The sequence below is a fragment of the Kingella pumchi genome, from assembly GCF_022288825.1.
GTDB classification, from domain to species: Bacteria; Pseudomonadota; Gammaproteobacteria; order Burkholderiales; family Neisseriaceae; genus Kingella_D; species Kingella_D pumchi.
Map to the genome: position 1 here is coordinate 20,656 of NZ_JAKOOW010000078.1, position 26,060 is coordinate 46,715.

20 protein-coding genes are annotated in these 26,060 nt (G+C 62.1%); 6 read left to right on the top strand and 14 right to left on the bottom strand.

Features of this window, described 5'->3' with window-relative positions; genetic code table 11:
- Positions 1 to 35: 35 nt before the first annotated feature.
- Together MB824_RS11375 and dnaK are read left to right on the top strand one after the other, a co-directional pair.
- A complete protein-coding gene (locus MB824_RS11375; RefSeq protein ID WP_238748653.1) occupies positions 36 to 1,376 on the top strand; it encodes a cell division protein ZipA C-terminal FtsZ-binding domain-containing protein in 1,341 nt (446 codons plus the stop codon).
- Between the two features lie 235 nt (positions 1,377 to 1,611).
- Positions 1,612 to 3,543, top strand: a complete 1,932-nt coding sequence (gene dnaK, locus MB824_RS11380) for a molecular chaperone DnaK (RefSeq protein WP_238748654.1) — start codon at positions 1,612 to 1,614, stop codon at positions 3,541 to 3,543.
- A 306-nt stretch (positions 3,544 to 3,849) separates the two neighbouring features.
- Here the strand turns inward: dnaK and MB824_RS11385 are convergent, their stop codons facing one another.
- The 3 genes from MB824_RS11385 to mltB all read right to left on the bottom strand — a co-directional run bounded on the left by MB824_RS11385 (position 3,850) and on the right by mltB (position 5,650).
- On the bottom strand, positions 3,850 to 4,098 hold the full coding sequence (locus MB824_RS11385) for a putative hemolysin (RefSeq protein WP_238748655.1): 249 nt from the start codon (positions 4,096 to 4,098) through the stop codon (positions 3,850 to 3,852).
- A gap of 60 nt (positions 4,099 to 4,158) precedes the next feature.
- The gene (locus MB824_RS11390) at positions 4,159 to 4,491 is read right to left on the bottom strand and encodes a DUF333 domain-containing protein (protein ID WP_238748656.1); all 333 of its coding nucleotides are present in this window, start codon (positions 4,489 to 4,491) and stop codon (positions 4,159 to 4,161) included.
- A 67-nt stretch (positions 4,492 to 4,558) separates the two neighbouring features.
- The gene (mltB, locus tag MB824_RS11395; protein WP_238748657.1) at positions 4,559 to 5,650 is read right to left on the bottom strand and encodes a lytic murein transglycosylase B; all 1,092 of its coding nucleotides are present in this window, start codon (positions 5,648 to 5,650) and stop codon (positions 4,559 to 4,561) included.
- A gap of 214 nt (positions 5,651 to 5,864) precedes the next feature.
- Here mltB and gshA point away from each other — a divergent pair, with 214 nt between their 5' ends.
- From gshA to MB824_RS11410, 3 genes are all read left to right on the top strand, one after another.
- Positions 5,865 to 7,238 carry a glutamate--cysteine ligase gene (gene gshA, locus MB824_RS11400; RefSeq protein WP_238748658.1) on the top strand — a complete coding sequence of 458 codons (1,374 nt, stop codon included), beginning with the start codon at positions 5,865 to 5,867 and terminating at the stop codon, positions 7,236 to 7,238.
- Between the two features lie 107 nt (positions 7,239 to 7,345).
- Positions 7,346 to 9,001, top strand: coding sequence for a hypothetical protein (locus tag MB824_RS11405; protein ID WP_238748659.1), 1,656 nt, complete (start codon positions 7,346 to 7,348; stop codon positions 8,999 to 9,001).
- A 75-nt stretch (positions 9,002 to 9,076) separates the two neighbouring features.
- Positions 9,077 to 9,841 carry a hypothetical protein gene (locus tag MB824_RS11410; RefSeq protein WP_238748660.1) on the top strand — a complete coding sequence of 255 codons (765 nt, stop codon included), beginning with the start codon at positions 9,077 to 9,079 and terminating at the stop codon, positions 9,839 to 9,841.
- 260 nt (positions 9,842 to 10,101) lie between these two features.
- Here the strand turns inward: MB824_RS11410 and MB824_RS11415 are convergent, their stop codons facing one another.
- The 11 genes from MB824_RS11415 to MB824_RS11465 all read right to left on the bottom strand — a co-directional run bounded on the left by MB824_RS11415 (position 10,102) and on the right by MB824_RS11465 (position 24,836).
- Positions 10,102 to 11,331: a beta-ketoacyl-ACP synthase gene (locus MB824_RS11415; RefSeq protein WP_238748661.1), complete on the bottom strand. Its 1,230-nt coding sequence runs from the start codon at positions 11,329 to 11,331 to the stop codon at positions 10,102 to 10,104.
- On the bottom strand, positions 11,331 to 12,062 hold the full coding sequence (gene fabG / locus MB824_RS11420) for a 3-oxoacyl-ACP reductase FabG (RefSeq protein WP_238748662.1): 732 nt from the start codon (positions 12,060 to 12,062) through the stop codon (positions 11,331 to 11,333). Before fabG ends, MB824_RS11415 begins: the two co-directional genes overlap by 1 nt.
- 260 nt (positions 12,063 to 12,322) lie before the next feature.
- A complete protein-coding gene (locus MB824_RS11425) occupies positions 12,323 to 12,832 on the bottom strand; it encodes an ApeP family dehydratase (RefSeq protein WP_238748663.1) in 510 nt (169 codons plus the stop codon).
- Positions 12,833 to 14,038 (bottom strand): beta-ketoacyl-ACP synthase, encoded by a 1,206-nt coding sequence (locus MB824_RS11430; RefSeq protein ID WP_238748664.1) that lies wholly within the window; start codon positions 14,036 to 14,038, stop codon positions 12,833 to 12,835.
- Positions 14,031 to 14,459, bottom strand: coding sequence for a hypothetical protein (locus MB824_RS11435; protein WP_238748665.1), 429 nt, complete (start codon positions 14,457 to 14,459; stop codon positions 14,031 to 14,033). The genes MB824_RS11430 and MB824_RS11435 overlap by 8 nt, the downstream gene beginning before the upstream one ends.
- Positions 14,460 to 14,628: 169 nt before the next feature.
- Positions 14,629 to 15,873, bottom strand: a complete 1,245-nt coding sequence (locus tag MB824_RS11440; RefSeq protein ID WP_238748666.1) for an NAD(P)/FAD-dependent oxidoreductase — start codon at positions 15,871 to 15,873, stop codon at positions 14,629 to 14,631.
- Positions 15,874 to 16,118: 245 nt separating this feature from the next.
- Positions 16,119 to 17,537 carry a TIGR00341 family protein gene (locus MB824_RS11445; RefSeq protein ID WP_238748667.1) on the bottom strand — a complete coding sequence of 473 codons (1,419 nt, stop codon included), beginning with the start codon at positions 17,535 to 17,537 and terminating at the stop codon, positions 16,119 to 16,121.
- A gap of 173 nt (positions 17,538 to 17,710) precedes the next feature.
- Positions 17,711 to 20,020 carry an MMPL family transporter gene (locus MB824_RS11450; protein WP_238748668.1) on the bottom strand — a complete coding sequence of 770 codons (2,310 nt, stop codon included), beginning with the start codon at positions 20,018 to 20,020 and terminating at the stop codon, positions 17,711 to 17,713.
- Entirely contained in the window at positions 20,013 to 21,689 is a 1,677-nt protein-coding gene (locus MB824_RS11455) for an ApeI family dehydratase (protein WP_238748669.1), read from the bottom strand. Before MB824_RS11455 ends, MB824_RS11450 begins: the two co-directional genes overlap by 8 nt.
- Before the next feature lie 390 nt (positions 21,690 to 22,079).
- A complete protein-coding gene (locus tag MB824_RS11460; RefSeq protein ID WP_238748670.1) occupies positions 22,080 to 22,673 on the bottom strand; it encodes a LolA family protein in 594 nt (197 codons plus the stop codon).
- An 81-nt stretch (positions 22,674 to 22,754) separates the two neighbouring features.
- The gene (locus MB824_RS11465) at positions 22,755 to 24,836 is read right to left on the bottom strand and encodes a site-specific recombinase (RefSeq protein WP_456077656.1); all 2,082 of its coding nucleotides are present in this window, start codon (positions 24,834 to 24,836) and stop codon (positions 22,755 to 22,757) included.
- Positions 24,837 to 25,204: 368 nt separating this feature from the next.
- Here MB824_RS11465 and rpsB point away from each other — a divergent pair, with 368 nt between their 5' ends.
- Entirely contained in the window at positions 25,205 to 25,936 is a 732-nt protein-coding gene (gene rpsB, locus MB824_RS11470) for a 30S ribosomal protein S2 (protein ID WP_238748672.1), read from the top strand.
- Positions 25,937 to 26,060 lie beyond the last annotated feature (124 nt).

The following is a 26,060-nucleotide window of genomic DNA, read 5'->3' on the forward strand; positions in this document are numbered from 1 at the left end:
CGGCGCCGATTCACGCAAACATCCTAGGTTTACGCATGAACAACACCACTTTTCTGATCATCATCGTGCTGCTGCTGACCGTTTTGGTGGCGGTGGTGGCCTACAACATCCACCAGGAAAACCAATACCGCAAAAAAATCCGCAGCCAGTTCGGCCATGCCGACCGCGACGCGCTGATGCAGAGCCAAACCACGTCGGTGCGCGACGGCCAGACTTTCGGCGAAAGCGGCGGCAGCGGTTTGGGCGCATCGCTCAACCGCACGCCCGCCGCGCCCAAGCAGCCTGAAAAGCCTGACGAGCCTATTGAAACTCCCGCATCACCCGCGCCGTCCGCCGCCCCCCAAGCCGACGGCGACCGCACCGAAACCGCTGCCCAAAAGCAGCCTGAAAAACCCGCGCCCGCTGCCGAAACCCCTGCCGCCGAAGCGCCCGCCGCCCGATCGCAAAGCGAATTTCCGTTTGAACTGGTGTCGCCCGAGCAGCCGCCCAAGCCGGCCAAAGTCGAGCGCAAAAGCGCCGCCAAAAGCGCCGCGCCCAAACATCAGGCGCTGGATTTGGAAGACTTGCGCCGCGCCAAGCTCAAATGGTTCGACAAACGTTTCGACTATATGGCCTATGTGTCGCTGAACGAGCCCAGAGAGCTGCATTCGGTGCCGCGTCTGTCCGGCCGCCACCGCTTTCAGGTAATCGGCTGCACCATGGACGGCCGTTTTCAGGCTGCCGAGCCGATTCCCGGCATTCTCTACCAAGCGTTTGTTATCGGCCTGCAGGCGGTGAGCCGCATCGGTTTGGCCGAGCGGCGCGATTTGGACGACTTCCGCAGCCAGGTCGAGCGCTTTGCGGCAAAAAACGGCGGCAGCGCGCTGTTTGAAAACGCCACCGCCTTTCTCGAAACCGCCGGCCCGCTCGACGAATTGTGCGCCCGCGTCGATCAGGCCATCGCCATCCATCTGGTAAACCAGGCCGGCGTGTCGGGCAACGAATTGCGCGCCGCGCTTACCCGCCGCGGCTTCGAGCTGATGCCCGACGGTTCGTTTGTGCTGGCGGCCGATACCGGCGGCGCCAAATACACCGCGGTTACGCTGGACGGCAACCCGTTTACCGACGGCCTGCTCTCCAGCCAGCCCTACAAAGGCTTCAGCCTGCTGTTCGACATCACCCGTGTGCCGGCATCCGACGACAATTTCGACCAGTTTATGAATCTGGTGGTGGCGGTGTCCAAAGAATTACGGCTCGATCTGGTGGACGAAAAAATCCAGCCGATTTCCAGCCAGTGGCTGAAAAACGTGCGCCGCTACATCAAGGCGCGGCAGGAAGAAATGCTGGCGGTGGAAATCGTCCCCGGCGGTGCGCTGGCCAAGCGGCTGTTTTCCTAAAGCGGTTTCAAACCGCTGCGCCCTTGTTTTCAGGCTGCCTTTGCTATGCTGCAAAGGCAGCCTGAAAACTTTTTTGCGCCGAAAAATGCCGTTTTTCGCCCTAGCCTTGCCGTCTCTTGCAAAAAATCCCCGCCCCGCCCCTTGAAAAGCCGCCAAGTTCCCCTATTTTGCCTGCCGTCGGGATGCAGCCGCATCCGCCTGAATTTATTTTATCCATCTGTTAGGAGACGCAAACATGGCAAAAGTCATCGGTATCGACCTGGGTACCACCAATTCCTGCCTGGCCATTTCCGAAAACGGCCAAACCAAAGTAATCGAAAACGCCGAAGGCGCGCGCACCACGCCTTCCATCATCGCCTATCTTGACGGCGGCGAAATCCTGGTGGGCGCACCTGCCAAACGCCAGGCCGTTACCAACGCGAAAAACACCATTTACGCGGTCAAACGCCTAATCGGCCACAAATTCGAAGACAAAGAAGTGCAGCGCGACATCGAAACCATGCCCTTCGACATCGTGAAAGCCAACAACGGCGACGCATGGGTAAGGGCGCAAGGCAAAGAACTTTCCCCGCCGCAGGTTTCCGCCGAAGTGCTGCGTAAAATGAAGCAGGCTGCCGAAGCCTATTTGGGCGAGCCGGTTACCGAAGCGGTGATTACCGTTCCGGCCTACTTCAACGACAGCCAGCGCCAGGCCACCAAAGACGCCGGCCGCATCGCCGGTTTGGAAGTCAAACGCATCATCAACGAGCCGACCGCCGCAGCTTTGGCCTTCGGCATGGACAAAAACGCCAAAGGCGACCGCAAAATCGCGGTTTACGACTTGGGCGGCGGTACTTTCGATATTTCCATTATCGAAATCGCCGATGTGGACGGTGAAAAACAGTTTGAAGTATTGGCCACCAACGGTGACACCTTTCTGGGCGGCGAAGACTTCGACCAACGCCTGATCGACCACATCATCGCCGAGTTTAAAAAAGAACAGGGCATCGATCTGAAAAACGACGTGATGGCGCTGCAACGCCTGAAAGAAGCCGCCGAAAAAGCCAAAATCGAGCTTTCCAGCGGCCAGCAGACCGAAATCAACCTGCCCTACATCACCATGGATGCCGCAGGCCCCAAACACTTGGCGATGAAAATCACCCGCGCCAAATTTGAAAGCCTGGTGGAAGACCTGATCCAACGTTCCATCGAGCCCTGCCGCACCGCGCTCAAAGATGCCGGCCTGTCCGCCAGCGACATCGACGACGTGATTTTGGTCGGCGGCCAAACTCGCATGCCCAAAGTGCAGGAAGCCGTTAAAGACTTCTTCGGCAAAGAGCCGCGCAAAGACGTCAACCCCGACGAAGCCGTGGCCGTGGGCGCCGCGATTCAGGGCGAAGTATTGGGCGGTGGCCGCAGCGACGTACTGCTGCTCGACGTAACCCCGTTGTCGCTCGGTATCGAAACCATGGGCGGCGTGATGACCAAGCTGATTCAGAAAAACACCACCATCCCGACCAAAGCGTCGCAGGTGTTCTCCACAGCCGAAGACAACCAGAGCGCGGTAACCATCCATGTATTGCAGGGCGAACGCGAACGCGCTTCGGCCAACAAATCACTGGGTCAGTTTAACCTCGGCGACATCGCCCCCGCCCCGCGCGGTATGCCGCAGATTGAAGTAACCTTCGATATCGACGCCAACGGCATCCTGCACGTGTCTGCCAAAGACAAAGGCACAGGCAAAGCCGCCAACATCACCATCCAAGGCTCTTCCGGCTTGAGCGAGGAAGAAATCGAACGCATGGTGAAAGACGCCGAAGCCAACGCCGAAGAAGACAAAAAACTGCACGAGCTGGTGCAAAGCCGCAACCAGGCCGAAGCCCTGATCCATTCGGTGAAAAAATCGCTGGCCGACTACGGCGACAAACTCGACGCTGCCGAGAAAGAAAAAATCGAAGCCGCGTTGAAAGAAGCCGAAGAAGCCGTGAAAGGCGACGACAAAGCCGCCATCGACGCCAAAGCCGAAGCCCTCGGCGCCGCCAGCCAGAAGCTCGGCGAAATGGTGTACGCACAGGCGCAGGCCGAAGCCCAAGCCGGCGAAGGCGCGGCGCAGTCGGAATCTTCCGCCAAGAAAGACGACGACGTAGTCGATGCCGATTTTGAAGAAGTGAAAGACGACCAGAAATAAGCAGTCGTTTTATGAAAACCAACGCCGCAATCCGCGCAGGATTGCGGCGTTTTTTTATCCGGCAGGCAAACACAAAGGCAGCCTGAAAGCCGCAGTTTTCAACGAAGTCAAAACAGAAAAGCCGCCCGAAAGCAGGAAAAAGCAGCCTGAAACCTTTACCAAGTCTGCCCCTTTCACACGACGCCATTAGCTTACGCCAGTCCGCTACAGACAGGCAGCCTGAAAAAACCGCGCGGTCTTTCAGGCTGCCTGAAAAAACGGCCGCCGCAGAAAAGTGTTGCGGCGGCCGTTTGGCTAAAAGCGGGTTTAACGCGGGGCGTGCTGGCGGAAGTATTCCCACTCTTCAACAACCGTGCCGTCGGGCAGGTGGCACAGGGCGTATTCGCCGCCTTCGGCGTCTTTTTTGGTTTCGAGCTTGCCGCCTTGTTTGATGCAGAACTCGGAAGCGGGGTTGGACATGCCGACCATCGGCGAATCCGGGTGTTTTTCAGGCTGCCCGTTGCCGGCGCAGGCGGCCAGCAGCAGGGCGGCGGACAGGGGGATCAGTTTGCTCATGGCGTTTTCCTTTCGGATGGTGGGTGCGGCCGGCGGCCGCAGGTTGGGAAAGCGGGGGCCTTAGCGGCGGTAGTCGGGGCGGCTCGGGCGCTGGCGGAAGTATTCCCACTCTTCAACAACCGTGCCGTCGGGCAGGCGGCAGGTGCTGCGGCCGCCTGGTTGTTCGATGCGGCCGCCGTTTTGGGCGCAGAAGCGCTCGACCATATCGCGGCCGAAAGCGCTTTGCGCCGGCACATGGCGGCTGTTGTCTTTGGCCGGCTGGACAACAGTAACCGGCCGGTGGCGGTGGATGTGCTGCGGTTCGGGATCGTGATGGCGGGGGGCGTGCGGCGGCGGTTCGACCGCGCAGGCGACCAGCAGCACGGCGGCGCATAACAAGACAGGGCGTTTCATGGTTTTTCCTTTCGTTCCGATGATGCGGTTGAGGCAGCCTGAAAGCCTTTCAGGCTGCTTGGTGGCTCTACAGGCCACCGGCGCCGACGCCCAGCGCGATGTCGCGCACGGCCATCACATACAGGCGGCTGTTGTTGTAGTGCCAGACGGTGTAGAAATTGTTGAGACCGATAAAGTAGCGGTATTCGCCGGGCGCGGTTTCCAGGCGGAACAGCACCGCTTTTTCATCGTCGGCCACCGTTTCCTGCGGCATCACGCCCATGCGCTTGAGATCGGCTACGGTGTGGTCCATCTCGGTTTTGCGCTCCATCAGCGCCGAAAGTTCGGGCGTTGGCGTCAGCGTAACCGGCACCGCCATGCGGCCGCCGCTCTGCCAGCCGTTTTGCTTCATATAGTTGGCAACCGATGCCGCGGCGTCGGCCACGTTGTTCCAGATGTCGCGGCGGCCGTCGCCGTCGCCGTCCGCCGCCCATTTGCGGTAGCTGGAAGGCATAAACTGCGGCATGCCCATCGCGCCGGCGAAACTGCCGCTAAAGCTCTGCGGATCGCGCCCTTCTTCGGCGGCCAGCTGCAGAAATTCCGCCAGCTCGCCGCGGAAATAGGCGGCGCGGCGCGGATAGCCGAAAGCAAGCGTGGGCAGCGAATCGGCCAGGCGGATGTTGCCCATATTGCTGCCGTAATTGGTTTCGATGCCGAGAATGGCCACAATCAGCCCGGCCGGCACGCCGTATTGCGCGGAGGCGTGGTCGATGGCGGCGCGGTTGGCCTGATAGAAGCGGCGGCCGGCGGTGATGCGCGCGGCCGGCGCGTTATTGTTGCGGAACACATACCACGGCCGCGAAGTGCCGGGCTTGTCCATCAGCCGGATAATGTCGCCGCGGTAGCCCGCGGTATCGAAAAAGGCTTTCAGGCTGCCTTCGTCCAGCCCGCGCCCCTGATTGCGCCGCTCGGCAACAAACGCCTGCACATCAGGATGGGCGGAGTAGCCGGTTTGCGCCACATCGGGCGCGGGCAGGTTTACCTTGGGAATCAGCAAAGGCGCCAGCGGGTCGGTATCGGCGGCATTGGGGGTGGACGTGATCGGCTGCTCGCTGCTGCCGCAGGCGGCCAAGAGCAGCGCCAGTGTGGTGGGAACGGCAGGGCGGAGTATGGGTTTCATGGCGGTTGATTGTTTGGATTGCACAGGCGGCCGATTATATACGCAAAAAAGAGGCAGCCTGAAAGCATAAAATGTCGCATTGCCGCCCTTTTCAGGCTGCCTGCCGCTATGGCGGCGCTTGGGGCGCGCGGTGTGCCGTGTATAATGCCGCACGCCGCTGCGGCGCCTGTATGCCGCCGCTTGTGATTGTTTTTCCGCCGCAAGAGGAACCCGTATGAAACTGCCTGCGATTGCCCCCGAATATGCCGCCCATCTCAAAGATTTCGAACAAATCCTGCTGCAAAACCAAACGCGCATCGAAGCGTGGTTCCGCCAGAAATGGAAGCAGCACCGGCCGCCGTTTTACGGCTCGGTGGACATCCGCAACGCCGGCTACAAAATGGCTTCTATCGATATGAACCTGTTTCCCGGCGGCTTTAATAATCTCAATCCCAACTTTATCCCGCTGGCGAGCATCGCCGCACAGGATGCCGTCGATCGCGCCTGCGACAACGCCCGTTCGGTGCTGCTGGTGCCGGAAAACCACACCCGCAACACCTTCTATCTGCAAAACGTTTACGCGCTGGCCGGCATTTTGCGCAATGCCGGCTTTGAAGTGCGCATCGGCAGCCTGAATCCCGAAATCACCGAAGCGGTGGAGCTGGAAACCGCACTGGGTAACCGGCTGACCATCGAGCCGCTGTTGCGCACCCGCGGCCGCGTGCATCTGGCCGACGGTTTTTCGCCCTGCTTCGTATTGTTGAACAACGATCTTTCCGCCGGGGTGCCGGAAATCCTGCAGGACATCAGCCAAACCGTGCTGCCGCCCCTGCACGGCGGCTGGACGACGCGGCGCAAAACCGAGCATTTTGCCGCCTACAACAGCATCGCCGCCGAGTTTGCCGAACTGCTGGGCATCGATGAGTGGCAGATCAATCCCTATTTCGAAAAAATCGGCGGACTGAACTTCCAAGAGCGCGAAGGCGAAGACGCGCTGGCCGCAGCCGTGGAGCGCGTGCTGGTGAAAATCCAGGCGAAATACGACGAAAAAGGCATCACCGACCAGCCCTTTGTGATCGTTAAAGCCGACGCCGGCACCTACGGCATGGGCGTGATGAGCGTGAAATCGGCCGACGAAGTGCGCGGCCTGAACCGCAAAAACCGCAACAAAATGGCCAAAGTCAAAGAAGGGCTGGAGGTGAGCGAAGTCATCGTCCAAGAAGGCATCTACACCTACGAAACCCTGAACGGCGCGGTGTGCGAGCCGGTGGTGTATATGATGGACCGCTTCGTTATCGGCGGCTTTTTCCGTGTCCACGAAGGGCGCGGCGCCGACGAAAACCTGAACGCCGGCGGCATGGTGTTCGTGCCGCTCAACCACAGCATTCCCACCACCGGCTGTGCCGACGAGAACGAAGCACAGGATGGCGACGAGAGCGGCGACTGCAAGCGCGTGTTCGCCCAATGGGACGAGCTGGGCATCCCGCGCCCCAATCCGCAAGACCCCGACAGCACCGGCAACCGCCTGTATGTTTACGGCGTGATGGCGCGGCTCTCGCTGCTGGCCGCCGCGCTGGAATTGGAGCGCACCGCCGCCCAAGCAGCCTGAAAACCGTTTTCCCGACCATCCGCCTTTTTCAGGCTGCTTGGGCGATAAGCGCACAGCCCAATCAGGCAGCCTGAAAACCCAAAACCATCCCCCTACGAAAGAGCGCCATGCTGAACGCCGCCGATTTTCCCGCCACCCTGCCCGTTTGCGCCGATGCCGTCGCCCACACCCCGCAGCACGATCTGCCCTATCTGCAAATCCTGCCGCCCTTTGAGCTGCTCGCCAGTCCGCTTTACGCGCAAATCGACGCGCTGGCCAGGCTCTACACCGCCGGCCGCAGCGTGTGTGCCGCCGTAGTCGGCAACGGCGCCGCCTTTGAAGCGGGCGAAGACGCCGAAATCGTCGATGTGGTGTACGACCCCGCCGGCCGCACCGCGCCGCAGGATTTGCTCGCTGCCGCCGAAGTGCTGGGCAGCCAGACGCCGCAGCCACTTTCAGGCAGCCTGATCCGCCCGCTGCCCGCCCGGCCGCAACTACGGCTGGCGCGGATGCTGCTGTGGCGGCCGCACCTGCCCGACGGCGTGCTGCGCGCCCGCTGCGTGCCGGTACTCGCCGCCGAGGGCGTGGCCGCCGTTACCCTGCTGCCCGCCCGCTACTGGGCGCATATGCCCTACTACCGGCAGTGGGTGGCCGCCGGACAGGGCTTGGATGCCGCCGCCGCTTTTGCCGCACTGCTGGCGCAGGAACCGGTTTTTTGGAAAGGCTTTGCCGACGCCGTGCGCCCGACTGCCGCCGAACTGCCGACGCTGGGCAGCGTGCCCGGCACCGCCTTTCAGGCTGCTGACGACGCCCGCGGCAAACAATTCGTGCGCAACTGCCGCTGGCAGGCCGGCCGCAGCTACGGCCGCAGCAGCGAGCAGGGCGCCGGCGACGACGCGGTAATGGCGGCGGCGAAAAAACTGGTGTCCGGCCAGAATGCCGGCAATGACGGCGCCGTGCGTTACGCCAAACTGCGGCTGGCCGACTTTGGCGGCGCCTTTGCCGAGCTGGCCGACGACGCACTCAACCGCCTGCTCGGCAGCCGCACGCCCGACAAAATCCATCAGGCGGTGCAAAGCGGCCGCCTGAACGCCCAGCAGACGCCGGCGCTGGTTGCCGCGCTGCTGCGGCTGTACAACAGCGGCCAGGCCAACGCCGCCGTTTATCTCGCCTATCTCTACGGCAAAGGGCTGTATGTGCCGCAGAGCCTGCGCGAAGCCGCCGCCTGGGCGCGCCGCGCCGCTGCCGCCGGCGACTGGCGCGGCCTGCGCCTGCACGCCGAAATGGTGCTCGCCGCCCCCGAAGCCGCGCCTGAATTGCTGTCCGCCGATGCCGAAGAGCAGGCCGCCGCCGTGGCATGGCCGCAAGGCAAGGCACCCGACGAGCGCAAAATCGCCACCGCTGTCAGCCAGTTTCTCGTCCAAGACCCCGCCGTCAAACAGATGGCGCGCGCCAAACTGCTGCAGGCCGCCCAAGCCGGCCACCCGCACGCCGAAGCGCGCATCGCCGAGCTGGTGGCGCAAGGCACGCTCACCGCCGCCCCGCCCGCACCGCAATACAGCGACATCGCTATCTGGCTCAACAACCGCCTGCAGCCGCGCAGCAGCCGTCCGGCCGTGCCCAGCGAAGAAGACGACATCGTCGTTTTCCCCGAAAACATGCCCGAGCTGATGCAGGACGACGAAGACCCCTACCGCCAAAAATTCATCCGTCTGGGCATCGCCGCCGCCTTCGGCCTGTTTTTGGCGGTGGTAATGGTGGTGGTGATGCGGCTGATCGCCTGAGCCGCGCAAAAAAAAGCAGCCTGCGTAGCAAAGCGGAGTTGCGAAGCTAAAACCGTTTGAATAGGAAAACCGGCAATGTCCGATAAAACAAAACGCATACTTATCGGTTTGGTACTGCTGGGGTTGGTGTCGCTGTTTGTCTTTGATCTGCAGCTGCGCCGGCAGCGCAAGCAGGATTTCAGGGACAGCGTGATCAGCAAAACCATCGGCGGCGAAACCGGTTTGGCCCTCAAGGCCGCCGATCCCGCTGCCTATGGCCGGCTGGAAGAAAAACTGCACGCCGCAATCGATCGCCATCTGCAGGCCGGCGGAGCAACCGATGCCTACGGCCAAGCGGCCGTTGCCCAAGAAATCGGCCCTGAAATCGATACTTTCGCCGGCAGATATATGGCCAAAGGCAGCGACGAAGCCATATTGTCCTTATTCTCCGCTACCGCCGACCTGCTGGATCAGGCCAACCGCCAGCCCACCCGCAACTGCATCGACCTTCTCGAAACCCCCTACAGCATTGTCCGTAAAAAATCGGAATCGCTGGATTTGGGCGCCGTGGATCGCGCCGTTGCCCAAGCCATCCGCAGCTACCGTGCCGAGCGCAGCATTCCGACAGCAAGCGAAGTGGCCGCCGCAGGGGAATCCTTAGGCGATTATCTGTTGCAGCAATATGGCGAAGAAGCTCAGGAAGTCATGAATGCCGAACCGGCAAAGCTGGATCCGGCACGGCAGCGCCAGTATTGCGAAATGACCATCGGCGCCATGCGTCATTTGGTCAGCCGCCGCGAAGCCGCCCTGCTGCGCCGGATGCTGGCCGATGCAGACGCAGAAGAGGGCGGGGAAGAATAGGGGCGCAGCGCCCGTGTTTCGTTTTTCGTTGCAAAAAGCAGCCTGAAAACCGTTTGGAACGGCTTTCAGGCTGCTTTTGCGGGGCAGACTGCTTTGTAGGAGGCGTACCGTGTACCGGCTTGTTTGCTTGAGTGCTTTGGTGCGCGGTGCGCCCCCTGGGGCTGGTTGCCGGCGCCGTTTTTTTGAGCCAAAAGCAGCCTGAAAACGGGAAATTCCGTTTTCAGGCTGCTTTGTTGTTGCGGGCGGCGGTTTCAGGCTGCTTATTCTGTCCAGCGTTTGAAAATCAGCGAGGTATTGACGCCGCCGAAGGCGAAGTTGTTGTTCATTACGTATTCGGTATTGATGGCGCGGGGGCTGCCGGCGATGTAGTCGGCGTCGCCGCAGCGCGGGTCGGGATTGTCGAGATTGAGGGTAGGGAAGAACTGTCCGTCGCGCATCATTTCGATTGCGAACCACGATTCGAGCGCGCCGCAGGCGCCGAGAGTGTGGCCGAGATAGCTTTTTTGCGAACTGATGGGGATGCGGCCGAAAACGGCGGCGGTGGCGCGGGTTTCGGCGATGTCGCCCTGTTCGGTGGCCGTGCCGTGGCCGCTGACATAGCCGATGGCATCGGGCGGCAGATCGGCATCTTCCAGCGCCAGCTCGATGCAGCGGCGCATGGTGGCTTCTTCGGGGCGGGTGATGTGGCTGCCGTCGCAGTTGGCGCCGTAGCCGACGATTTCGGCGATGATTTCGGCGCCGCGCGCGCGGGCGTGTTCCAGCTCTTCGAGCACCATCATGCAGCCGCCTTCGCCCAGCACCAGGCCGTCGCGCGCGGCATCGTAGGGGCGCGGGGTGAGCGCTGCTTCGCCGTTGCGGCGGCTGGCGGCGTACAGGGTGTCGAACACGAATACTTCCGACGGACACAGCTGGTCGGCGCCGCCGGCGAGCATCATCGGGATTTTGCCGAATTTAATGGCTTCGTAGGCATAGCCGATGCCCTGGCTGCCGGAAGTGCAGGCGCTGGAAGTGGGAATCAGGCGGCCGGTCAGGCCGAAGAAAATCGCCACGTTGGCGGCGGTGGTGTGCGGCATCATGCGTACATAGGTGTTGGCGCTGAAGTTGTTGGGCTGGTGGGCGAGCATCAGGCCGATGTCGAGCACGTCGGCGGTGCTACCGGACGACGAGCCGGCGGCCACGCCCATGCGGCCGTCGCGGATGGCCGGGTCGCCGAGCAGGCCGGCTTGGGCGAGCGCCTGTTCGGCGGCGTCGGTGCAGTATTGCGCCAGCGGCCCCATGCTGCGCAGCTGCTTGCGCGTCCAATGCGCTGGCGGTGCGTAATCGGCAATCGGCGCGCCGAGTTTGGTTTCCAGCTCGGGATAGCTCTCCCAAGCGGCGATGTAGCGCACGGCGTTTTCTCCGGCGGCAAAGCGCGCGCGGATGTCGTCCCAAGTGCGGCCGAAAGCGCTCACCGCGCCGACGCCGGTAATCACCACCCGTTTGCTTTTCATCAGCACAGCCCCCCGTTTACCGCAATCACCTGGCGGGTGATGTAGCCGGCTTTTTCGTCCATCAGAAAACGCACCGCGTGTGCCACTTCTTCAGGCTGCCCCATGCGCGCGGCGGGAACGGCCTTCAGGATTTCGTCCACCGGCACGCGCTCATCGACGATTTCGGTGTCGATCAGGCCTGGAGCGACGCAGTTGACGGTGATTTTGCGCTTGGCCAGCTCCACCGCCAGCGCCTTGGCCGCGCCGATCAGCCCAGCTTTGGAAGCGCTGTAATTGACCTGGCCGCGGTTGCCGGTGATGCCGGACACCGACGCCATGCACACGATGCGCCCGGGCGCGCGGCGGCGGATCATCGGCATCACCAGCGGGTGCAGCACATTGTAAAAACCGTCGAGATTGGTGCGCAGCACCTTATCCCAGTCGTCGTCTTCCAGCGCGGGAAAGGCATTGTCGCGCGTCAAACCCGCGTTCAGCACCACGCCGTAGTAGGCGCCGTGCGCTTCGATATCCGCTTCCAGCGCCGCGCGGCTTCCGGCGCGGTCGGATACGTCAAACTGCAGCACCCGCGCCTGCCGCCCCAGCGCGCGGATTTCTTCGGTAACCGCTTCGGCTTCGTCGCGCCTGCTGCGGCAGTGGACGACAATGTCAAAACCGTCGGCCGCCAGACCCAGGGCAACGGCCTTGCCGATGCCGCGGTTGGAGCCGGTAATCAGAATGGTGGGGGTGCTCATGGTGCGGGGTTTCCTTTGCAAATTCGGACGGGAAAAGGGTTTCAGGCTGCCTGCCCGGCGATGCTGTTTTGCCCTTTCAGGCTGCCTGAAAACATAAGGGCAGCCTGAAAGCGCTGTTAGCCGGGCGGACGCAGGGCGGCAGCGGTGCGGGTGGTTTTCAGGAGCCTGAAAGTTTGGTGCCTGAGTGTTTGGCCGGCTGCCGCATGGTTTTTTCAGGCTGCCTTTTATCCAGGGCAAAGCAGCCTGAAAGTTCGGGCGGGTTAATCCGCCAGTATCGCTGCCAGCGCTTCCTGGCTTTTGGGCATAAACACATTGAGCGCGCCGGAGAGCAGCAGGGTGCCGGCGGGCAGTTCGGCTTCGCGGCCGGCGGGCGGGGTGCGCACGGCAAGCGTGCAGTCGAACACGCCCATATTGTTGGCGTTGTCGAGCCAGGAAAGCACGGCTTTCACGTCCATCACGGTGCCGACGGGGATCGCGGGCACGCCGAATTCGAGCTTGCGGGTGCCGAGCAGAAAGCCGAGCTGCACGGGGCGGCCGGCATCGAGCGCCTGCACGCCCGCCCAGGCGCCGACGCCCTGCGCCATGATTTCCATGCCCTGCCAGCCGGGCAGCGCGTCGGGGCTGTTTGGCGGCAGCAGGATGCAGTCGGGGCGGACGGTGCAGACGGCGTGCAGGCTGGTGTCGTCGTAGGACAGCACTTCGTCCAAGAGCACCATGCGGCCGCTGTGCGGCAGCAGGTGGTCGGTGGGTTTGATCGGGCAGGGCTGCATTTAGGGTTCTCCGATAATAAGCACGCTGTTGTTGCCGCCGAAAGCGAAGGACGAACTGGCGCCGATGCGGCGGCCTTCGGGCCAGCGGCAGCCTGAAACGGTCAGCGCGATCGGCGGCAGATCGGCATCGCGTTCGCCGTCCCACAGCTGCGGCGGCAGCAGGCCGGCGGGGTTGTCGGCACGGCTGACGGCGCCCCACACAAAGGCCGCTTCGAGCGCGCCGGCGGCGCCGAGCGTGTGGCCGGTGAGCGGCTTGGTGGACGTGGCGGCGGTGGCGCAGCCGAACACTTCGGCCACGGCGCGGCTTTCCATGCCGTCGTTGAGCTTGGTGCCGGTGCCGTGCAGGTTGATCCAGCCGATTTGTGCGGGCGCAAGGGCGGCGTGTTTTAAGGCAGCCTGAAAAGCCTGCGCCGCGCCGAGTCCGTCGGGGCGGGGGGACGACATATGGTGGGCGTCGCTGCTGGCGCCGTAGCCCAAGAGCGGCAGGCTCTCGCCGTCGTTATCGCGCGTCATCACAAAGGCGGCGGCCGCTTCGCCGATATTGATGCCGTCGCGGCGCTCGGAAAACGGATTGGCGATGCCTGCGGACAAGACTTCCAGCGCCGCAAAGCCGTTAATCGTCAGCGGCGACAGGGTATCGACGCCGCCGCACACCACCGCGTCGCACAGATTCGCGCGCAGCAGCCGCGCCGCGCTGATCAGCGCCCGCGCGCCGGACGTGCAGGCGGTGGAAACGCCGTAGCACAGCCCGCTCAGACCATAGGCGGCGGCGACGAAATCGGCGGGCGAGGACAACAGCTGCTGCTGCTGGCCGAAGGGCAGGCCGTCCCACGCGCCGCCGTTGGCAACGTGGCGGAACAGCGGAATGTTTTCGTCGGCGCCGCCCACCGAAGTGCCGATCACCACCGCCACCCGTTCGGCGCCGTAGCGGGACACGGCAGCCTGAATCTGCGGCTCGATTTGTTCGAGCGCGTCCCACAAAAGCTGGTTGTTGCGGCTGATATGCTCGGCGCCGAGGTTTTCAGGCAGCCTTCTGAGTTCGCGGTTTACCGCGCCGAAAGCACGGTTTTTGCCGATTACCCATTCGCTGCTGAAAGTGAGCGGACTCGCCGCCGGCGGCGCAAACAGGCCGCGCAGGTGTTCGTCCAAACCGCTGCCGAGCGCCGAAACCAGTGCGGGGCGGCCGAGCCAGACGGCGTCATTCATCGCCGTTCTCCGGCGGCAGCGGCGTAACCCGCCATTTGACGCCGCCTGCGTTGATATTGATGTCCCGCTCGTCGCTGCTGTAGTCTTTGAGCATCGGGAACATCTCGGTAAACAGCGCCTGCGCCGCGTGGTTGGGCGGCACGAAGCCGTCGCGCCGCCAGCCGCGCTCGGTGGCCGAAAGCCGCGCCAGCGGGGCGCCGAAAGCGTCGGTTTGAATCCAACGCGTCCGCCCGCCGGCTTCGCCCTGCACCACCAGGAGCGACACCTGTTCGGTGCCGCCCGCGCCGTCGAGCCGCTCGATTTTGAAACGGCGGCTCTCGCCCACATCCAGCTGCGGGCGCGCCTGCGGGTTGAAAGAAGTGCCGCAGGCGGCTAAAAGCAGCGCGGCGGCGGTAATCAGGGCGGAAAGTTTGGCATTCATGTTTTCAGGCTGCCTTTAAGGTAAAAAAACGGGCGCAGTTTGGCAGTTTGGGTGGGGAAATTCAAGCTGCTGCGGAGCGGGAAAAGGCAGCCTGAAACAGTGTTTCAGGCTGCTTGGGTTTTCAGGCTGCCCTGTCGGCAGGGCAGCCTGAACAGCACTTAATGCCGGTTTAACGGCATTCCTGCGGGCCGACAGTGGCGGCGAGCGCTTCAAGGCGGCGCTGCGATTTTTCCACGTAGGGGTTGGCGGTGTCCCAGGCGTAGCCGGCAAGGATCGAGCTGATCATGCGGCCGATTTCGGGGTTGCGCTCGGGGGCGTAGATGGCGTCTTGGAAGCTGCCGTCGTACCAACCTTCAACATAGGTGCGGAAGGCATCGACGCCCACCATCAAAGGTTCGACAAAGCCGCTTTGCCAATCGACGGTTTCGCCTTTGAGCTGGCGGCCGAGCAGGTCGGCGGCGAGTTTGGCCGAGTGCATGGCGATGGTTACGCCAGATGAGAATACCGGATCGAGAAACTCGGCGGCGTTGCCCAACAGCGCGAAGTGTTTGCCGTAGAGCGCTTTGACGTTGGCCGAGTAGCCGCTGATTTTGCGGAAAGGGAAGTCGTTGTGCCATTGGGCGTTGGCCAGCACGCGTTTGAGCATGGGGACTTCGTCGGCGTAGCGGCGCAGGATGGCTTCGGAATCGCCCAGCCCGGCAAAGCGCTCGGGCAGGCCGACCACGCCGATGGAGCAGCGGTTGTCGCCGAAGGGAATCAGCCACAGCCACACGTCGCGGTGTTCGGGGTGGGTGGAAATCAGGATTTTGTTGCGGTCGAACTCGGGGTCGCTGATGTTGTCGTCGATATGGGTGAAATGGGCTTCGCGCACGGGCAGATGGGACGGGGTGTCCAAGTCCAACAGGCGCGGCAGCACGCGGCCGTAGCCGCTGGCATCGAGCACGAATTTGGCTTCCAGCACGTATTCGGCACCGTTTTCAGGCTGCACGGTGAGGCGGGCGCCGCTGTCGGTGTCGGCGAAGGCGGTAACGGCGTGGCCGAAGCGCACGTCCGCGCCCTGCTTGGCGGCTTCGTCGATCAGGATTTTGTCGAAAATCTCGCGGCGCACTTGGAAAGTGGTGCCGGGGCCGGCGGTGAATTTGTCGGTGAAGTCGAAATAGGTGTAGCGGCTGCCCCAGGTAAAGGCGGCGCCGTTTTTAAACTGGAAGCGCTTTTCGGCTTCGACGGCGGGCAGAAATCCGGCTTCTTCGATAAATTCCATACAGTGCGGCAGCAGGCTCTCGCCGATCACAAAGCGCGGGAAATGCTGCTTTTCGAGCACGCACACGGAAAAGCCGTGTTTGAGCAGCAGGGCGGCGGCGACTGCGCCGGAGGGGCCGGCGCCGATGATGGCGATATCGCAGGATTGGGACATGTTTGGTCTCCTTAGGGGTGGGGGTGTGGGTTTCAGATAGCCTTTCAGACGGCCTGGAAGGCTACCTGAAAATGGAGGGATAAGGTTTGCGCGGCATCAATATATAAAACCGTATGGGTTTAAGTTTCAGACGGCCTTTTTATATTAGGCGGGCAGGTTTCGTCATTCATAATTCACATTAGGGGAGGCTACCTGAAAAGTTCTAGCCAGCCTCCGGGGTTCAGGCGAAATATTTGAGGGATGGCCTATTTGTCCAAAACTTTGGTATTGACCAACAAGCGCACCGCTGTACCTTCATAACGCTGGTTCAACCATGCCTGTAACCGTTCGCGGTCTTTGGCGGGCAGAGGTTGGTCGAATTCGAGGGAGACAACAATATTGTTACTTGCGTCCGCTTCTTCGCTTTGAACTCTCTCAGGCTGCTCCTGCGTAGCGGGTGCAGTTTGTGCTTTTTCCCAAACCAAACCGCGCCCAACAACGATTTTTTCGGCTTCCGGATATTGGGCTTTGATTTCCCTCAGTACTGCTACGTCTTCGGGACTGGTGGTTTTGCCCGCCAGCACGGTATCGATGTAGGCCTGCTGCTCTTCCAGCTTGTTCTGTAACTGCACCGAGTTGTTATGGCTTGCCAGCAGTTCTTCAATTTTGGTGTCACTGCCCCCCGCATAGACTACTTTCACTTGCGGTTCTTTTATACCTGCCGCTTTCAGATTTGTGACCAGCAGAGTGGTAATTTTCTCGGCATTCCCTGTTCCGTTGACAATCAGCCCGACTGCACGTTCTTTGTAGTTCACCATTTTACGCAGCACGAAAAAACCTTCCTGCTGTTGTGCAGCGGCGATGGCATTGTTGGCTTTGGTATTAAACAGCTCCTGACGCACTAGTCCCGATGCCATATATCCGCTCGGAATCATCACTGCCAACACTACGGCTGTGATAATAATACGGTGCAGTCTGCGTTTGGTCTCACTTACCAGCCCCCTGCGCGGCAGCTTAAGTAGTTTGGAAAACAGTAGGGTGGAAAAAGCGATGAACACGCAGTTGATGGCAAACAGATAAAAAGCACCGAAAAAATAGTGCCAGTTACCGTGTGCTAGTCCATAGCCCGCCGTGCACAGAGGAGGCATCAGTGCAGTGGCAATTGCCACACCTGGGATGGCATTGCCTCCTTCTTTGCGCGTTAATGCCACAATGCCTGCACTACCGCCGAAGAAGGCAATTAACACGTCCCATAGGGTTGGCTGGGTACGCGCCAAAAGCTCGCTTTGCGCCTCTTTCAGCGGGGTTAGCAGGAAATACAGTGTAGCGGTAACCAAACTGATGGCGATGAACACAATAATATTGCGTGCTGCTTGGCGGATCAGTGCAGTATCGCCTACCGCGGCACCGTAACCCACACCGACGATCGGCCCCATCAACGGAGAAATCAACATCGCCCCGATCACTACCGCCGTGCTGTTTACATTCAAACCGATACTCGCCACGGCAATGGCAAACATCAATACCCACATGTTAGTTCCAGATACCCGCGTATTGGCACGGATGGCGGCATCGATTTTGTCAGGATGAGCTTGGTCATGTGCAAGGTTGAATACATCTTGCAGTTTGGTCATTGTGTGATTGTCTTGTACTTCCTGATTTTTACTATTTTCCTGTTCTTGCATTTTCTTATCCTCAAATTTTAACGATTGTTTTGAATGCCACCTCACAATTGTGATCAAGGATAGGCGGCACACTTTTTATTAAGAAGCTATATTTTAGTTTTGCAGAAGTCCAACCTTAGCTTTGCCAAGATGTCGATTCATTAGTTGAAGCTCACGTTTTCAGGTAGCCTTTTTCAGACGGCCTCCCGCCCCGCGCCTTCCTTCTTCAGCAGCCAGGCCGAGAGCAATACGTTCAGCCCCACGCCGAGCGATACGGTGATGCCGAAGGCGGCAACGGCGGGGGTGGTGCTGATGGCAAGCAGCAGGAAGGAGATGGCGGTGGTAAGGGCGGCGAGGAGGATGCCGCCGAGTTTGGCGGCGGGGGGTTCGCGTGCGGTGAGGGCGTAGACGGCGTAGTCGGCGCCGATGGCGGCCACCAGCAGCAGGCCGAACATGGCGAACAGGCTCACCGGCAGGCCGAGCCAGCCGAGCATGCCTACCGTGGCGGCGGCGGCGGTGAGCGGCACCAGCAGGATCAGGCTGCCGCGCCGCGCGCCGAACACGCGCCACAGCACCAGCCACGCCAGCGCGAAGGAAGCGAGCTTGAGCCAGGCGGCCTGGTTGCGGGTGTGGCGGAACAGGCCGTTCAGGTGCTGGCGCTTGTCGATCAGGCGGGCGCAGGCGCCGCCGTTTCGGTTGCACGGCAGTTTTGCCAGCGCGGCGGCAAGATCGCCGCTGCCGGCGGCGCCCTGAATGCGCACGATATTGGCGTGCCGCGCGCCGATTTTGCCCAGATACAGGCTGCGCCACGCTTCGGCGATTTCAGGCTGCAAACCCTGCTCCAGCGACACCGGCGGCGCTTTAGCGGCATCGCGCAGGGCAGCCTGAACGGTGGCGGCGGGCACGCCCAGCTGCTCGAATGCGGCGAAGTTTTCAGGCTGCTCGGCGATGTCGCGCAAACGGCGCTGCAGGCGGCGCTGTTCGTCCTGCGGCAGCAGCCATTGGTTGAGCGACTGCACGCCTTTCAGGCTGCCTTGCGCCAACAGCGGCGCTAGGGCGGTTTCCACTTCGGCGTTGCGCCGCAGAAGCTCGTCGGTATTGCCGGCGGCCACCAGCACGAAGCGGCCGCTGCTGTCGCTGCCGCTGATGTCGGCCACGGCTTTGGTGTCGGCCAAGAGCGCCGGATCGAGCGCCACCCAGTCGCGGATATCGTCCTGCCAGTTGCTTTTCAGGCTGCCTGCGGCAGCAAACAGCAGCAGCGGCCACAGCAGCAGATGCACTTTGCAAGCAGCCGCGCGCCGCATCGCGCCGGCAAACCAGGTTTCGCGCGCGGCATAGCCTTTAAACAGCGGCGGCAGCAGCAAAACCGTTGCTGCAAAAGCGCCGCAGAGCGCGGTCACCGAAAACACCGCCGTTTGGCGCAGCACCGGCAGCGGCGTGAACGCCAGCAGCAGATAGCCGGTAACGGTAATCGCCAAACTGGCGCAAAACGCCGGCAGCACACGGCGCATCGCCGGCACGCCCTGCCAGCCGCGCTCGAATACCGAAGGCGCCAGCCAGTGCAGCGGAAAATCGACCATCATGCCGACCAGGCTGGTGCCGATCACCACCGCCAGAATATGGATGTGGCCGAACAGGCCGATCACCGCCGCCAGCCCCAGCAGCATGCCGGCAATCAGCGGCACAAACAGCGCCAGCACGCGCAGGCTGCGGAACACCGCCAGCAGCAGGGCAAAGGTCAGCCCCAGCCCCAGCGCCGACATCAGCGTGCTTTCGCGCTCGGATTTGTGTTTGGCATCGGCGGCAAACAGCGCGCCGCCGGCGGCAAGGACGCGGTATCCCTTGCGCGCCGCCGTATCGCGGGTGGCATCCAGCAGCGGCAGCAGTTTTTCCTGAGCGCCGATGCCGGTTTCAGGCAGCCTGGCCCGCAGCAGCACCCAAGTAATGTTTTCATGCTCGGCAAACAGCATGCCGCTGCCGCTGTGCCATTGTAGGCGGCCGGCGGGCTGCTTTTGCTGCACAAAGCGGCCGAAGCCCGGCCAGTCCTGCTCCAGCGGCAGCAGGTTTTGCGCGAACGGGTCGGCGGCATCTTCGGCGCGGCTTTGGAAATAGGCCGCCGGATCGCTGTCCAGCAACCGGCGGTTGGGCGCATCGAGCGCATTGACGCCCAGCGCGCGGATTTGCGCGCGCAGCGCGTCCAAATCGGGGTTGATGCGGCTGTCCACCGCGGCAAACAGGCCGCTCTGGCGCCATTGCCGCGCGGTGTTTTCGGCAGCGGCAATGGCTTGCTCGGCATCGGATGCACCCACCAAGAGCAGAATCTGGCCGTTGAGCGCCCGTTCGTTGGCTTGATCGGCGGCGCGCCACAGCTCATCGATGCCGGCATCGGCCGGCAGCAGCGCGGCAAAGTCGGTCTCAATCCGCCCGCCCTGCGGCAGCCAGATGGCCAGCAGCACCGCGGCCGCCGCCAGCAGCAGCGCATACAGCCGCGCCCATTTAGCCATGAAGCGCCACCCTGCCCGAAGCGCAGGCGGTGTCGCCCTGCGTGATGGAAAAGTGGATTTTGCGCTTGGCTTCGTCGTAGCGCAGCGTCAGATCGACGGTGTCGTTCGGCCGCACAAAGTGCTGGTATTTCAGGTTTTCAATCTGTTTGATGCTGCCGTTTGCCCAGCCTAATGACGCCGCCAGATCCATCGCCCACTGCACTTCGATAACGCCGGGCACCAGCGGAAAGGTGGCGAAATGGCCGCCGAACCAGGCCAGATCGAGCGGCACGCAGCCTGAAAAACGGTAGCTGCCGCTATTTTGGTCTTGTTCGATTAAACGCCATTGCGGCGCGGTTTGCGGTACGGTAAAGGCAGCCTGAAAGTCCTGCTCGCCGATTTTAGCCTGCGGATTGCGCGGCAGCGCGGCGGCAAAACGCCAGTAGCGCGGCAGCGCGGCGGTGTCCTGCGTTTGCGCCAGATGGCGGCGCAGCGCGTCGATAACCGCAGGCCGCCCCTGTTCGCGCCAGGCTGCGATGCCTTCGGCATTGAGCGCCACCCAGGCGGCGATGCGCCCGTGCTGCGGATGGCGGCCGCAATGGGCGTCGTCCGTCCACGGATGCTCGAGCAGGTCGTGCTCGATTTGGTTGAGCGACACGCGCTTGTCTTCAAATTTGATGATGCGGTCTTGGCGGCCAAGCAGTTTCAGGCTGCTGCCGGACAATTCGGCGGCATCGGCGGTCTGCTGGCGGCCTGCCGTCCACGGCGCTTCCAGCGCCAGCGTGCCGCCGCCGCTGATATCGGCGGAAACTGCCGGCAGCAGTGTCCACGCGCCGCCGCCTTCGCGCAGCGCCACCGCGCCGGTTTCGGTGCTGCCGTACACATCGTGCGGGAAAAAGTCGAGTTTGCCGTGCAGCATTTCGGCGGTGCTCTCCGGCAGCATGCCGCCGGCGCTGACGATGCCGCGCAGGTTTTGCCGCAGCCGCGGCCAGTCGCGCGCTTCGCCCAGGCGGTTCAGCAGCGCCGGGCTGGCAATCCAGATGCAGGGCGCGCGGCTGGCGGCGATCAGGTCTTCGGGATAAACGCATTGGCGCCGGCCGAGCACCCAGCCGCAGGAAAGCGCGGCAAAGACGCGGAAACTCAGGCCGTACAAATGCTGCGGGCTGACGCTACCGTGCGCCGTCAAACCGCGCCATGCCGCCGGCAGCCGCCGCGAGAGCGCCGCCGCTTCGGCCTGCATTTGGGCAAAGGTTTTTTCGATGACTTTCGCTTCGCCGGACGAGCCGGAGGTTTTCAGCCGCAGGCGGGCACCGGCGGCCGGCAGCGGCATTGCCTGCGCCGGCGCGTCGACCTGCTCGGCATCGGCGCCGTAATGCCATTGGCAGCCTGAAAGCGTTTCGTCGTCGCTCAGCCACAGCGCGCCGGCCTGATCCGCCCAGCTGCGGTTGGCATCGGCCAGATTGGGCGGCAGATACACTTCGGCGCCCGCCTGCCAGGCCGACAGCAGGGCGGAGGCAAAACGGGCGCCGTCGTCAAACCACAGCGCCACGGTATGCACGTCGTTTTCGCGCAGCCGAACCGCCAGCGCGGCGGTGGCGGCGGCAAACTGCGCGGCCGTCCAGTTTTCCGCCAGCAGCGCGTCGGCGGGGCGGTGGAGCAGGGAAAGCAGGGGGGAAGCGGTAGCGGACATTTTTTTCAGGCTGCCTTGGCGGCGGATGGAAAACGGCGCGCATTATAGCGCGCCGGCAAAGGCAAGGCAGCCTGAAAGACGGCGGACGGGTCTTTCAGGCTGCCTTCGGCTTTCAGGTTGCCTTTAAGGTAAAAAAACGGGTGGGGTTTAGCAGTTTGGGCGGGGAAATTCAACTTGCCTCACAGAGCGGGACAGGTTGTTTCGGCAATGGGGATGGCGACTTTCAGGCTGCTTGGGTTTGTTTGCGCGTTTTGGTGCGCGGTGCGCACCCTACCGGCACTTTCATCACAAAGCAGCCTGAAACGCCCGAACAACCCGCTGTAGGGTGCGCACCGCGCACCATAGTGGGCGTTGATGGGCGTTTCGGGCTGCCTTTGGGTTTCGGGCTGCCTATTCCAGCGCCTGTTTGGCGGCGGCATCCAGGGCTTGGTCGGTTTGCAGCTGTTCAAACTGCATCACCGTGCGGTCGCCCTGTTTTTCTTTAAGCTCGATGCGGCGCACCAGCTTATCGCCGCTGATGGTGATGTTTTCAAACACCTGCTTCATCACCACGGTTTTGGGTAAGAGCAGCAGCTGCCAATTGCCGGCGCTGCCGCTGAGTTTGAGGGTGAAGTGGCGCTGCAGCTCGGCGGTGTCGCCGCCGAGTACCGCCATAAACAGTTTGACTTGGGCGGCCTGCGTGCTCTGGCTGCCGTTGCTTTTCCAGGCGCCGGAAGCGTCTTGGCGGCTGATGCCGTCGCGGCGCACGCGCAGGCGCAGCTCGAAGGGTTTTTGCAGGTGCCAGAACAGGCCGTGGCCGGGGTGCAGGGCGAAGCGGCCGCTGGTGGTTACAGGCTTGGTCAGGGTGCGCAGGTATTTTTGTTGGGTAAAGCGCCCCTGCACGGTTTTGGGCGCCTGCAGCTGGACGGTGAGTTCGCGGCTGTCGAAGGCGTGCGCGGCGGCGGCCAGGCACAGGGCGGTGAGGGCGGCGAGTAGTTTGTTCATGGGCTTGTCCTTGCGGGTGTGGGGCAGCCTGAAAAGGGGAAAACGGCTTTCAGGCTGCTTTTTTCAGGCTGCTGGGTCGGTTTAGCTTTTGCCGTCGGCTTTGGCCGGCGGCGCGTCGGCTTTGGCGCCGCTCGCTTGGTCGGGTTTTTTGCCGCCGTCTTTGCCGTCTTTTCCATCTTTGACATCGGCGGGGCTTTCGCTTTCAGGCTGCGGCCAAAACAGCACCGACGGCCGTTCTTTGACAATCTGCCAGAAGGCGGCAAACACGCCCCACCAGCTGTCGATTTTGGTTTCGCGCGAGCGCAGCGCCACCCACAGGGTGATGGAAAAACTCACCAGCAGATTGACGCCGCCGATCATCAGTACAAACACAATGCTGCGGATAAACACCCACAGGCCGAGGCCGCCGCTGGCAACGGTGTAGCCGACGTTGGCGGAAGAGAAGGCGACGTGGCGGATGTCGAGCGGCAGGCCGGTGGCGTGGCCGAAAAAGCCGGTGATGCCCAGCAGCATGCCGAAGCAGACATTACCCACCAGCGAGCCGTAGTTGCGGTGCCAGTAGTCGGCAAACCAGTTGCGCGCGCGTTGGGGCAGCAGGCGTTTGAGCAAGGGATGGTGGCGCAGGCGCATCCGCAGGTTGAGGTAGTCGCAGCGGTTGTCGAAAAAGCCGGAGATGATGCCGGAGCAAAACAGCCACACGCCGGCGATGGCGGCATACCACAGGGTGGGGCCGGCGGGGTCGATGGCTTTGAGTTGGTAGCGGATTTGCGCGTCGTTGAGCAGCGGCGTGCCGTGGTACAGGCCGTAAAACAGGGTAATCAGCAGCGCCAGGGTGGCCGCGACAAACATATTGCCGAACACCGCCACGCCCTGCGAGCGGAAAACGTCCACCAAAAGCTGCGCCAGCTTTTGGTTGACCGCGCGCTTGCCGTCGTTGCGCTCGACGGCGGCGGCGATGGTGGAAGCGGTCATCGCCGGCTGCTTGGTGGCGACGGTGCCGTGCAGCACGAAAATCAGCATAAAGCCGATGCCGTAGTTCAAACCTTCGGCGATGCTGCGCCAGAAATGGTTGTCGATTTTGGTGCCCAGATAGATTTTAAACAGCGACATCAGCGCAATCAGCACGCCGCCGCCGGCCGCGGAATAAAACAGGCCGCGAAACTCTTTTTTATTGCGGGTGATGTAGTGTTCGCCGTGGTCGCTGGTATTTTGGGTGATGCTGCGCGAGAGCATTTTCACGCTGCGCTTCCACAGCCAGGAAATGCTGTGCTGCTCGGCAGCGGCGTTGGCCAGCGTGCCGGTAAGCTCGAGCAGGCAGCGCGGCGGAATCTGCTCGGGCGAGAATACGTCCATCAGGAGCGTCATGCGGTTGAGGGTCTGCTCCAGCCGCTCTAGCAGGTGCGCCACCCCCAGCGACGAGCCGGCGCCGGCGCCGGTGCCGCGTTTGCGCAGGTGTTCGACCTGGCGGCGGCACTGGTCGAGCATCACATACAAATGGCTGTCGTCAAAAGGCGTGTTGCTGCTGCGCGCTTCCACCCAGTGCGCCACTTCGCGCTTCAGGGCGACAAAGGGCGAATCGGCGTCCAGCAGTTTGGTGTCGAGCCGGATTAAGTCGGGCTCCAGCTCTTCGGCCGCCACCCAGATCGACAGCATTTCCACCGCATACAGCCCTTCCTGGCGCAGATAGCGGTGCACGGTTTCACGCTCGCTCTCGCCCGCTGCCGCGCGCAGCAGCCGCAGCAGCGACGCCCACAGATGAATCGGCACCGCCGTCAGCCAGCGGCCGTCGTGCTCGTCGCTAAACAGAATGGCAAACACGTCGCGCAGGTCTTTTGGGTCTTTGTAAGAAGGATTGATGCGCTCGTACAGGCGGTCGGCCAGCTCGCGGCCGAAGCCTTCGCGCGAGAAAATCCCCACGCTGATAAACAGCGGGTACAGGCGCACGCTGCCGAGCCAGCGGCAGAACATCGACGCCGTCTGCGCGCGCAGCTGCGGGTCTTTTTTCAGCAGCGACAACAAGGCCTGCACCCGCTGCGGCGCGCGCTTGGCCTTGCCGCGGCGCAGCCAGACCGTCAGCGCCTTGAGCAGGCCGAAGGCATCGTTGCGCGCCGCGCACAGCGCCACAAAATCGGCCAGTTTTTTTTCGTTCAAACGAACAACCATTGCGGCAAAACTCCTTTTCAGGCTGCCTGAAAGACTGCCCCGTCCGCCGTTTGCAAGCGGCTACCTGAAAGCGGGCGGAAACATCAAAAAGGGGGCGATTATACCGCCAAAATCCGCCACGCCCGTTTGGCGGTTTTCAGGCTGCCTGCCAAAAGGCGGCCGGCGGCAGGCAGCCTGAAAGTCGGCGCAGGGCGCTTTGCCGCCCCGCCGCACTTGTCCGCCGGCGGGAAACTCTCTATAATCCGCCGGCTTTCGTTTTGGAAGCCTTTTTTATTTTCAACCAAACGCTCGCATTTGCCGCGACAAGGGTGCTTTGTCTGCAAAGTTCTTGCGCAAATGTCTGCTTTAACCCTTTGTAAGGAAATTCAATGTCTCAAATCACCATGCGCCAGATGATGGAAGCCGGCGTACACTTCGGCCACCAAACCCGTTACTGGAACCCGAAAATGGAACAATACATTTTCGGCGCGCGCAACAAAATCCACATCATCAACCTGGAAAAAACCCTGCCGCTGTTTCAGGCTGCCCAAGAAGCCGTCCGCCGTCTGGTTGCCAACAAAGGCACCGTACTGTTTGTCGGCACCAAACGCCAGGCACGCGACATCATCCGCGAAGAAGCCACCCGCGCCGGCATGCCCTATGTCGATCACCGCTGGTTGGGCGGCATGCTGACCAACTACAAAACCGTCAAACAGTCGATCAAACGCCTGGAAGAAAAAGCTGCCATTTTGGAAAACGGCGAAGCCAGCGGCTACAACAAAAAAGAGCTGCTGGACATGACCCGCGAAGTGGAAAAACTGCAGCGCTCTTTGGGCGGCATCAAAGACATGAAAGGCCTGCCCGACGCCATTTTCGTGATTGACACCGGCTACCAGCACGGCACCATCGTCGAAGCCGCCAAACTCGGCATTCCGGTTATCGCCGTTGTCGACAGCAACAACAGCTTCGACAATGTGGACTACATCATCCCCGGCAACGACGACTCCGCCAAAGCCATCCGCCTGTACTGCCGCGGCATCGCCGACGCGGTACTGGAAGGCAAAAACCAGTCGCTGCAGGAAACCGTAGCCGCCGCACAGGCCGCTGCCGAAGCACAATAAGCGGGGCTTCCCGCACAAGGGGCGCTCGCCCCTTTTCCCTTTCAGGCAGGCTGTCCGCCCTTTTCAGGCAGCCTGCCCCGTTTTGAATGCGGCTGCGGCCGTAACACTTTAGGAGTTTGAAAAA

Excerpts from the sequence above, each read along its gene's own strand:
- MB824_RS11375 (WP_238748653.1), top strand. The coding sequence starts at position 36 with ATGAACAACACCACTTTTCTGATCATCATCGTGCTGCTGCTGACCGTT.
- dnaK (WP_238748654.1), top strand. The coding sequence starts at position 1,612 with ATGGCAAAAGTCATCGGTATCGACCTGGGTACCACCAATTCCTGCCTG.
- MB824_RS11385 (WP_238748655.1), bottom strand. The coding sequence starts at position 4,098 with ATGAGCAAACTGATCCCCCTGTCCGCCGCCCTGCTGCTGGCCGCCTGC.
- MB824_RS11390 (WP_238748656.1), bottom strand. The coding sequence starts at position 4,491 with ATGAAACGCCCTGTCTTGTTATGCGCCGCCGTGCTGCTGGTCGCCTGC.
- mltB (WP_238748657.1), bottom strand. The coding sequence starts at position 5,650 with ATGAAACCCATACTCCGCCCTGCCGTTCCCACCACACTGGCGCTGCTC.
- gshA (WP_238748658.1), top strand. The coding sequence starts at position 5,865 with ATGAAACTGCCTGCGATTGCCCCCGAATATGCCGCCCATCTCAAAGAT.
- MB824_RS11405 (WP_238748659.1), top strand. The coding sequence starts at position 7,346 with ATGCTGAACGCCGCCGATTTTCCCGCCACCCTGCCCGTTTGCGCCGAT.
- MB824_RS11410 (WP_238748660.1), top strand. The coding sequence starts at position 9,077 with ATGTCCGATAAAACAAAACGCATACTTATCGGTTTGGTACTGCTGGGG.
- MB824_RS11415 (WP_238748661.1), bottom strand. The coding sequence starts at position 11,331 with ATGAAAAGCAAACGGGTGGTGATTACCGGCGTCGGCGCGGTGAGCGCT.
- fabG (WP_238748662.1), bottom strand. The coding sequence starts at position 12,062 with ATGAGCACCCCCACCATTCTGATTACCGGCTCCAACCGCGGCATCGGC.
- MB824_RS11425 (WP_238748663.1), bottom strand. The coding sequence starts at position 12,832 with ATGCAGCCCTGCCCGATCAAACCCACCGACCACCTGCTGCCGCACAGC.
- MB824_RS11430 (WP_238748664.1), bottom strand. The coding sequence starts at position 14,038 with ATGAATGACGCCGTCTGGCTCGGCCGCCCCGCACTGGTTTCGGCGCTC.
- MB824_RS11435 (WP_238748665.1), bottom strand. The coding sequence starts at position 14,459 with ATGAATGCCAAACTTTCCGCCCTGATTACCGCCGCCGCGCTGCTTTTA.
- MB824_RS11440 (WP_238748666.1), bottom strand. The coding sequence starts at position 15,873 with ATGTCCCAATCCTGCGATATCGCCATCATCGGCGCCGGCCCCTCCGGC.
- MB824_RS11445 (WP_238748667.1), bottom strand. The coding sequence starts at position 17,537 with ATGCAAGAACAGGAAAATAGTAAAAATCAGGAAGTACAAGACAATCAC.
- MB824_RS11450 (WP_238748668.1), bottom strand. The coding sequence starts at position 20,020 with ATGGCTAAATGGGCGCGGCTGTATGCGCTGCTGCTGGCGGCGGCCGCG.
- MB824_RS11455 (WP_238748669.1), bottom strand. The coding sequence starts at position 21,689 with ATGTCCGCTACCGCTTCCCCCCTGCTTTCCCTGCTCCACCGCCCCGCC.
- MB824_RS11460 (WP_238748670.1), bottom strand. The coding sequence starts at position 22,673 with ATGAACAAACTACTCGCCGCCCTCACCGCCCTGTGCCTGGCCGCCGCC.
- MB824_RS11465 (WP_456077656.1), bottom strand. The coding sequence starts at position 24,836 with ATGGTTGTTCGTTTGAACGAAAAAAAACTGGCCGATTTTGTGGCGCTG.
- rpsB (WP_238748672.1), top strand. The coding sequence starts at position 25,205 with ATGTCTCAAATCACCATGCGCCAGATGATGGAAGCCGGCGTACACTTC.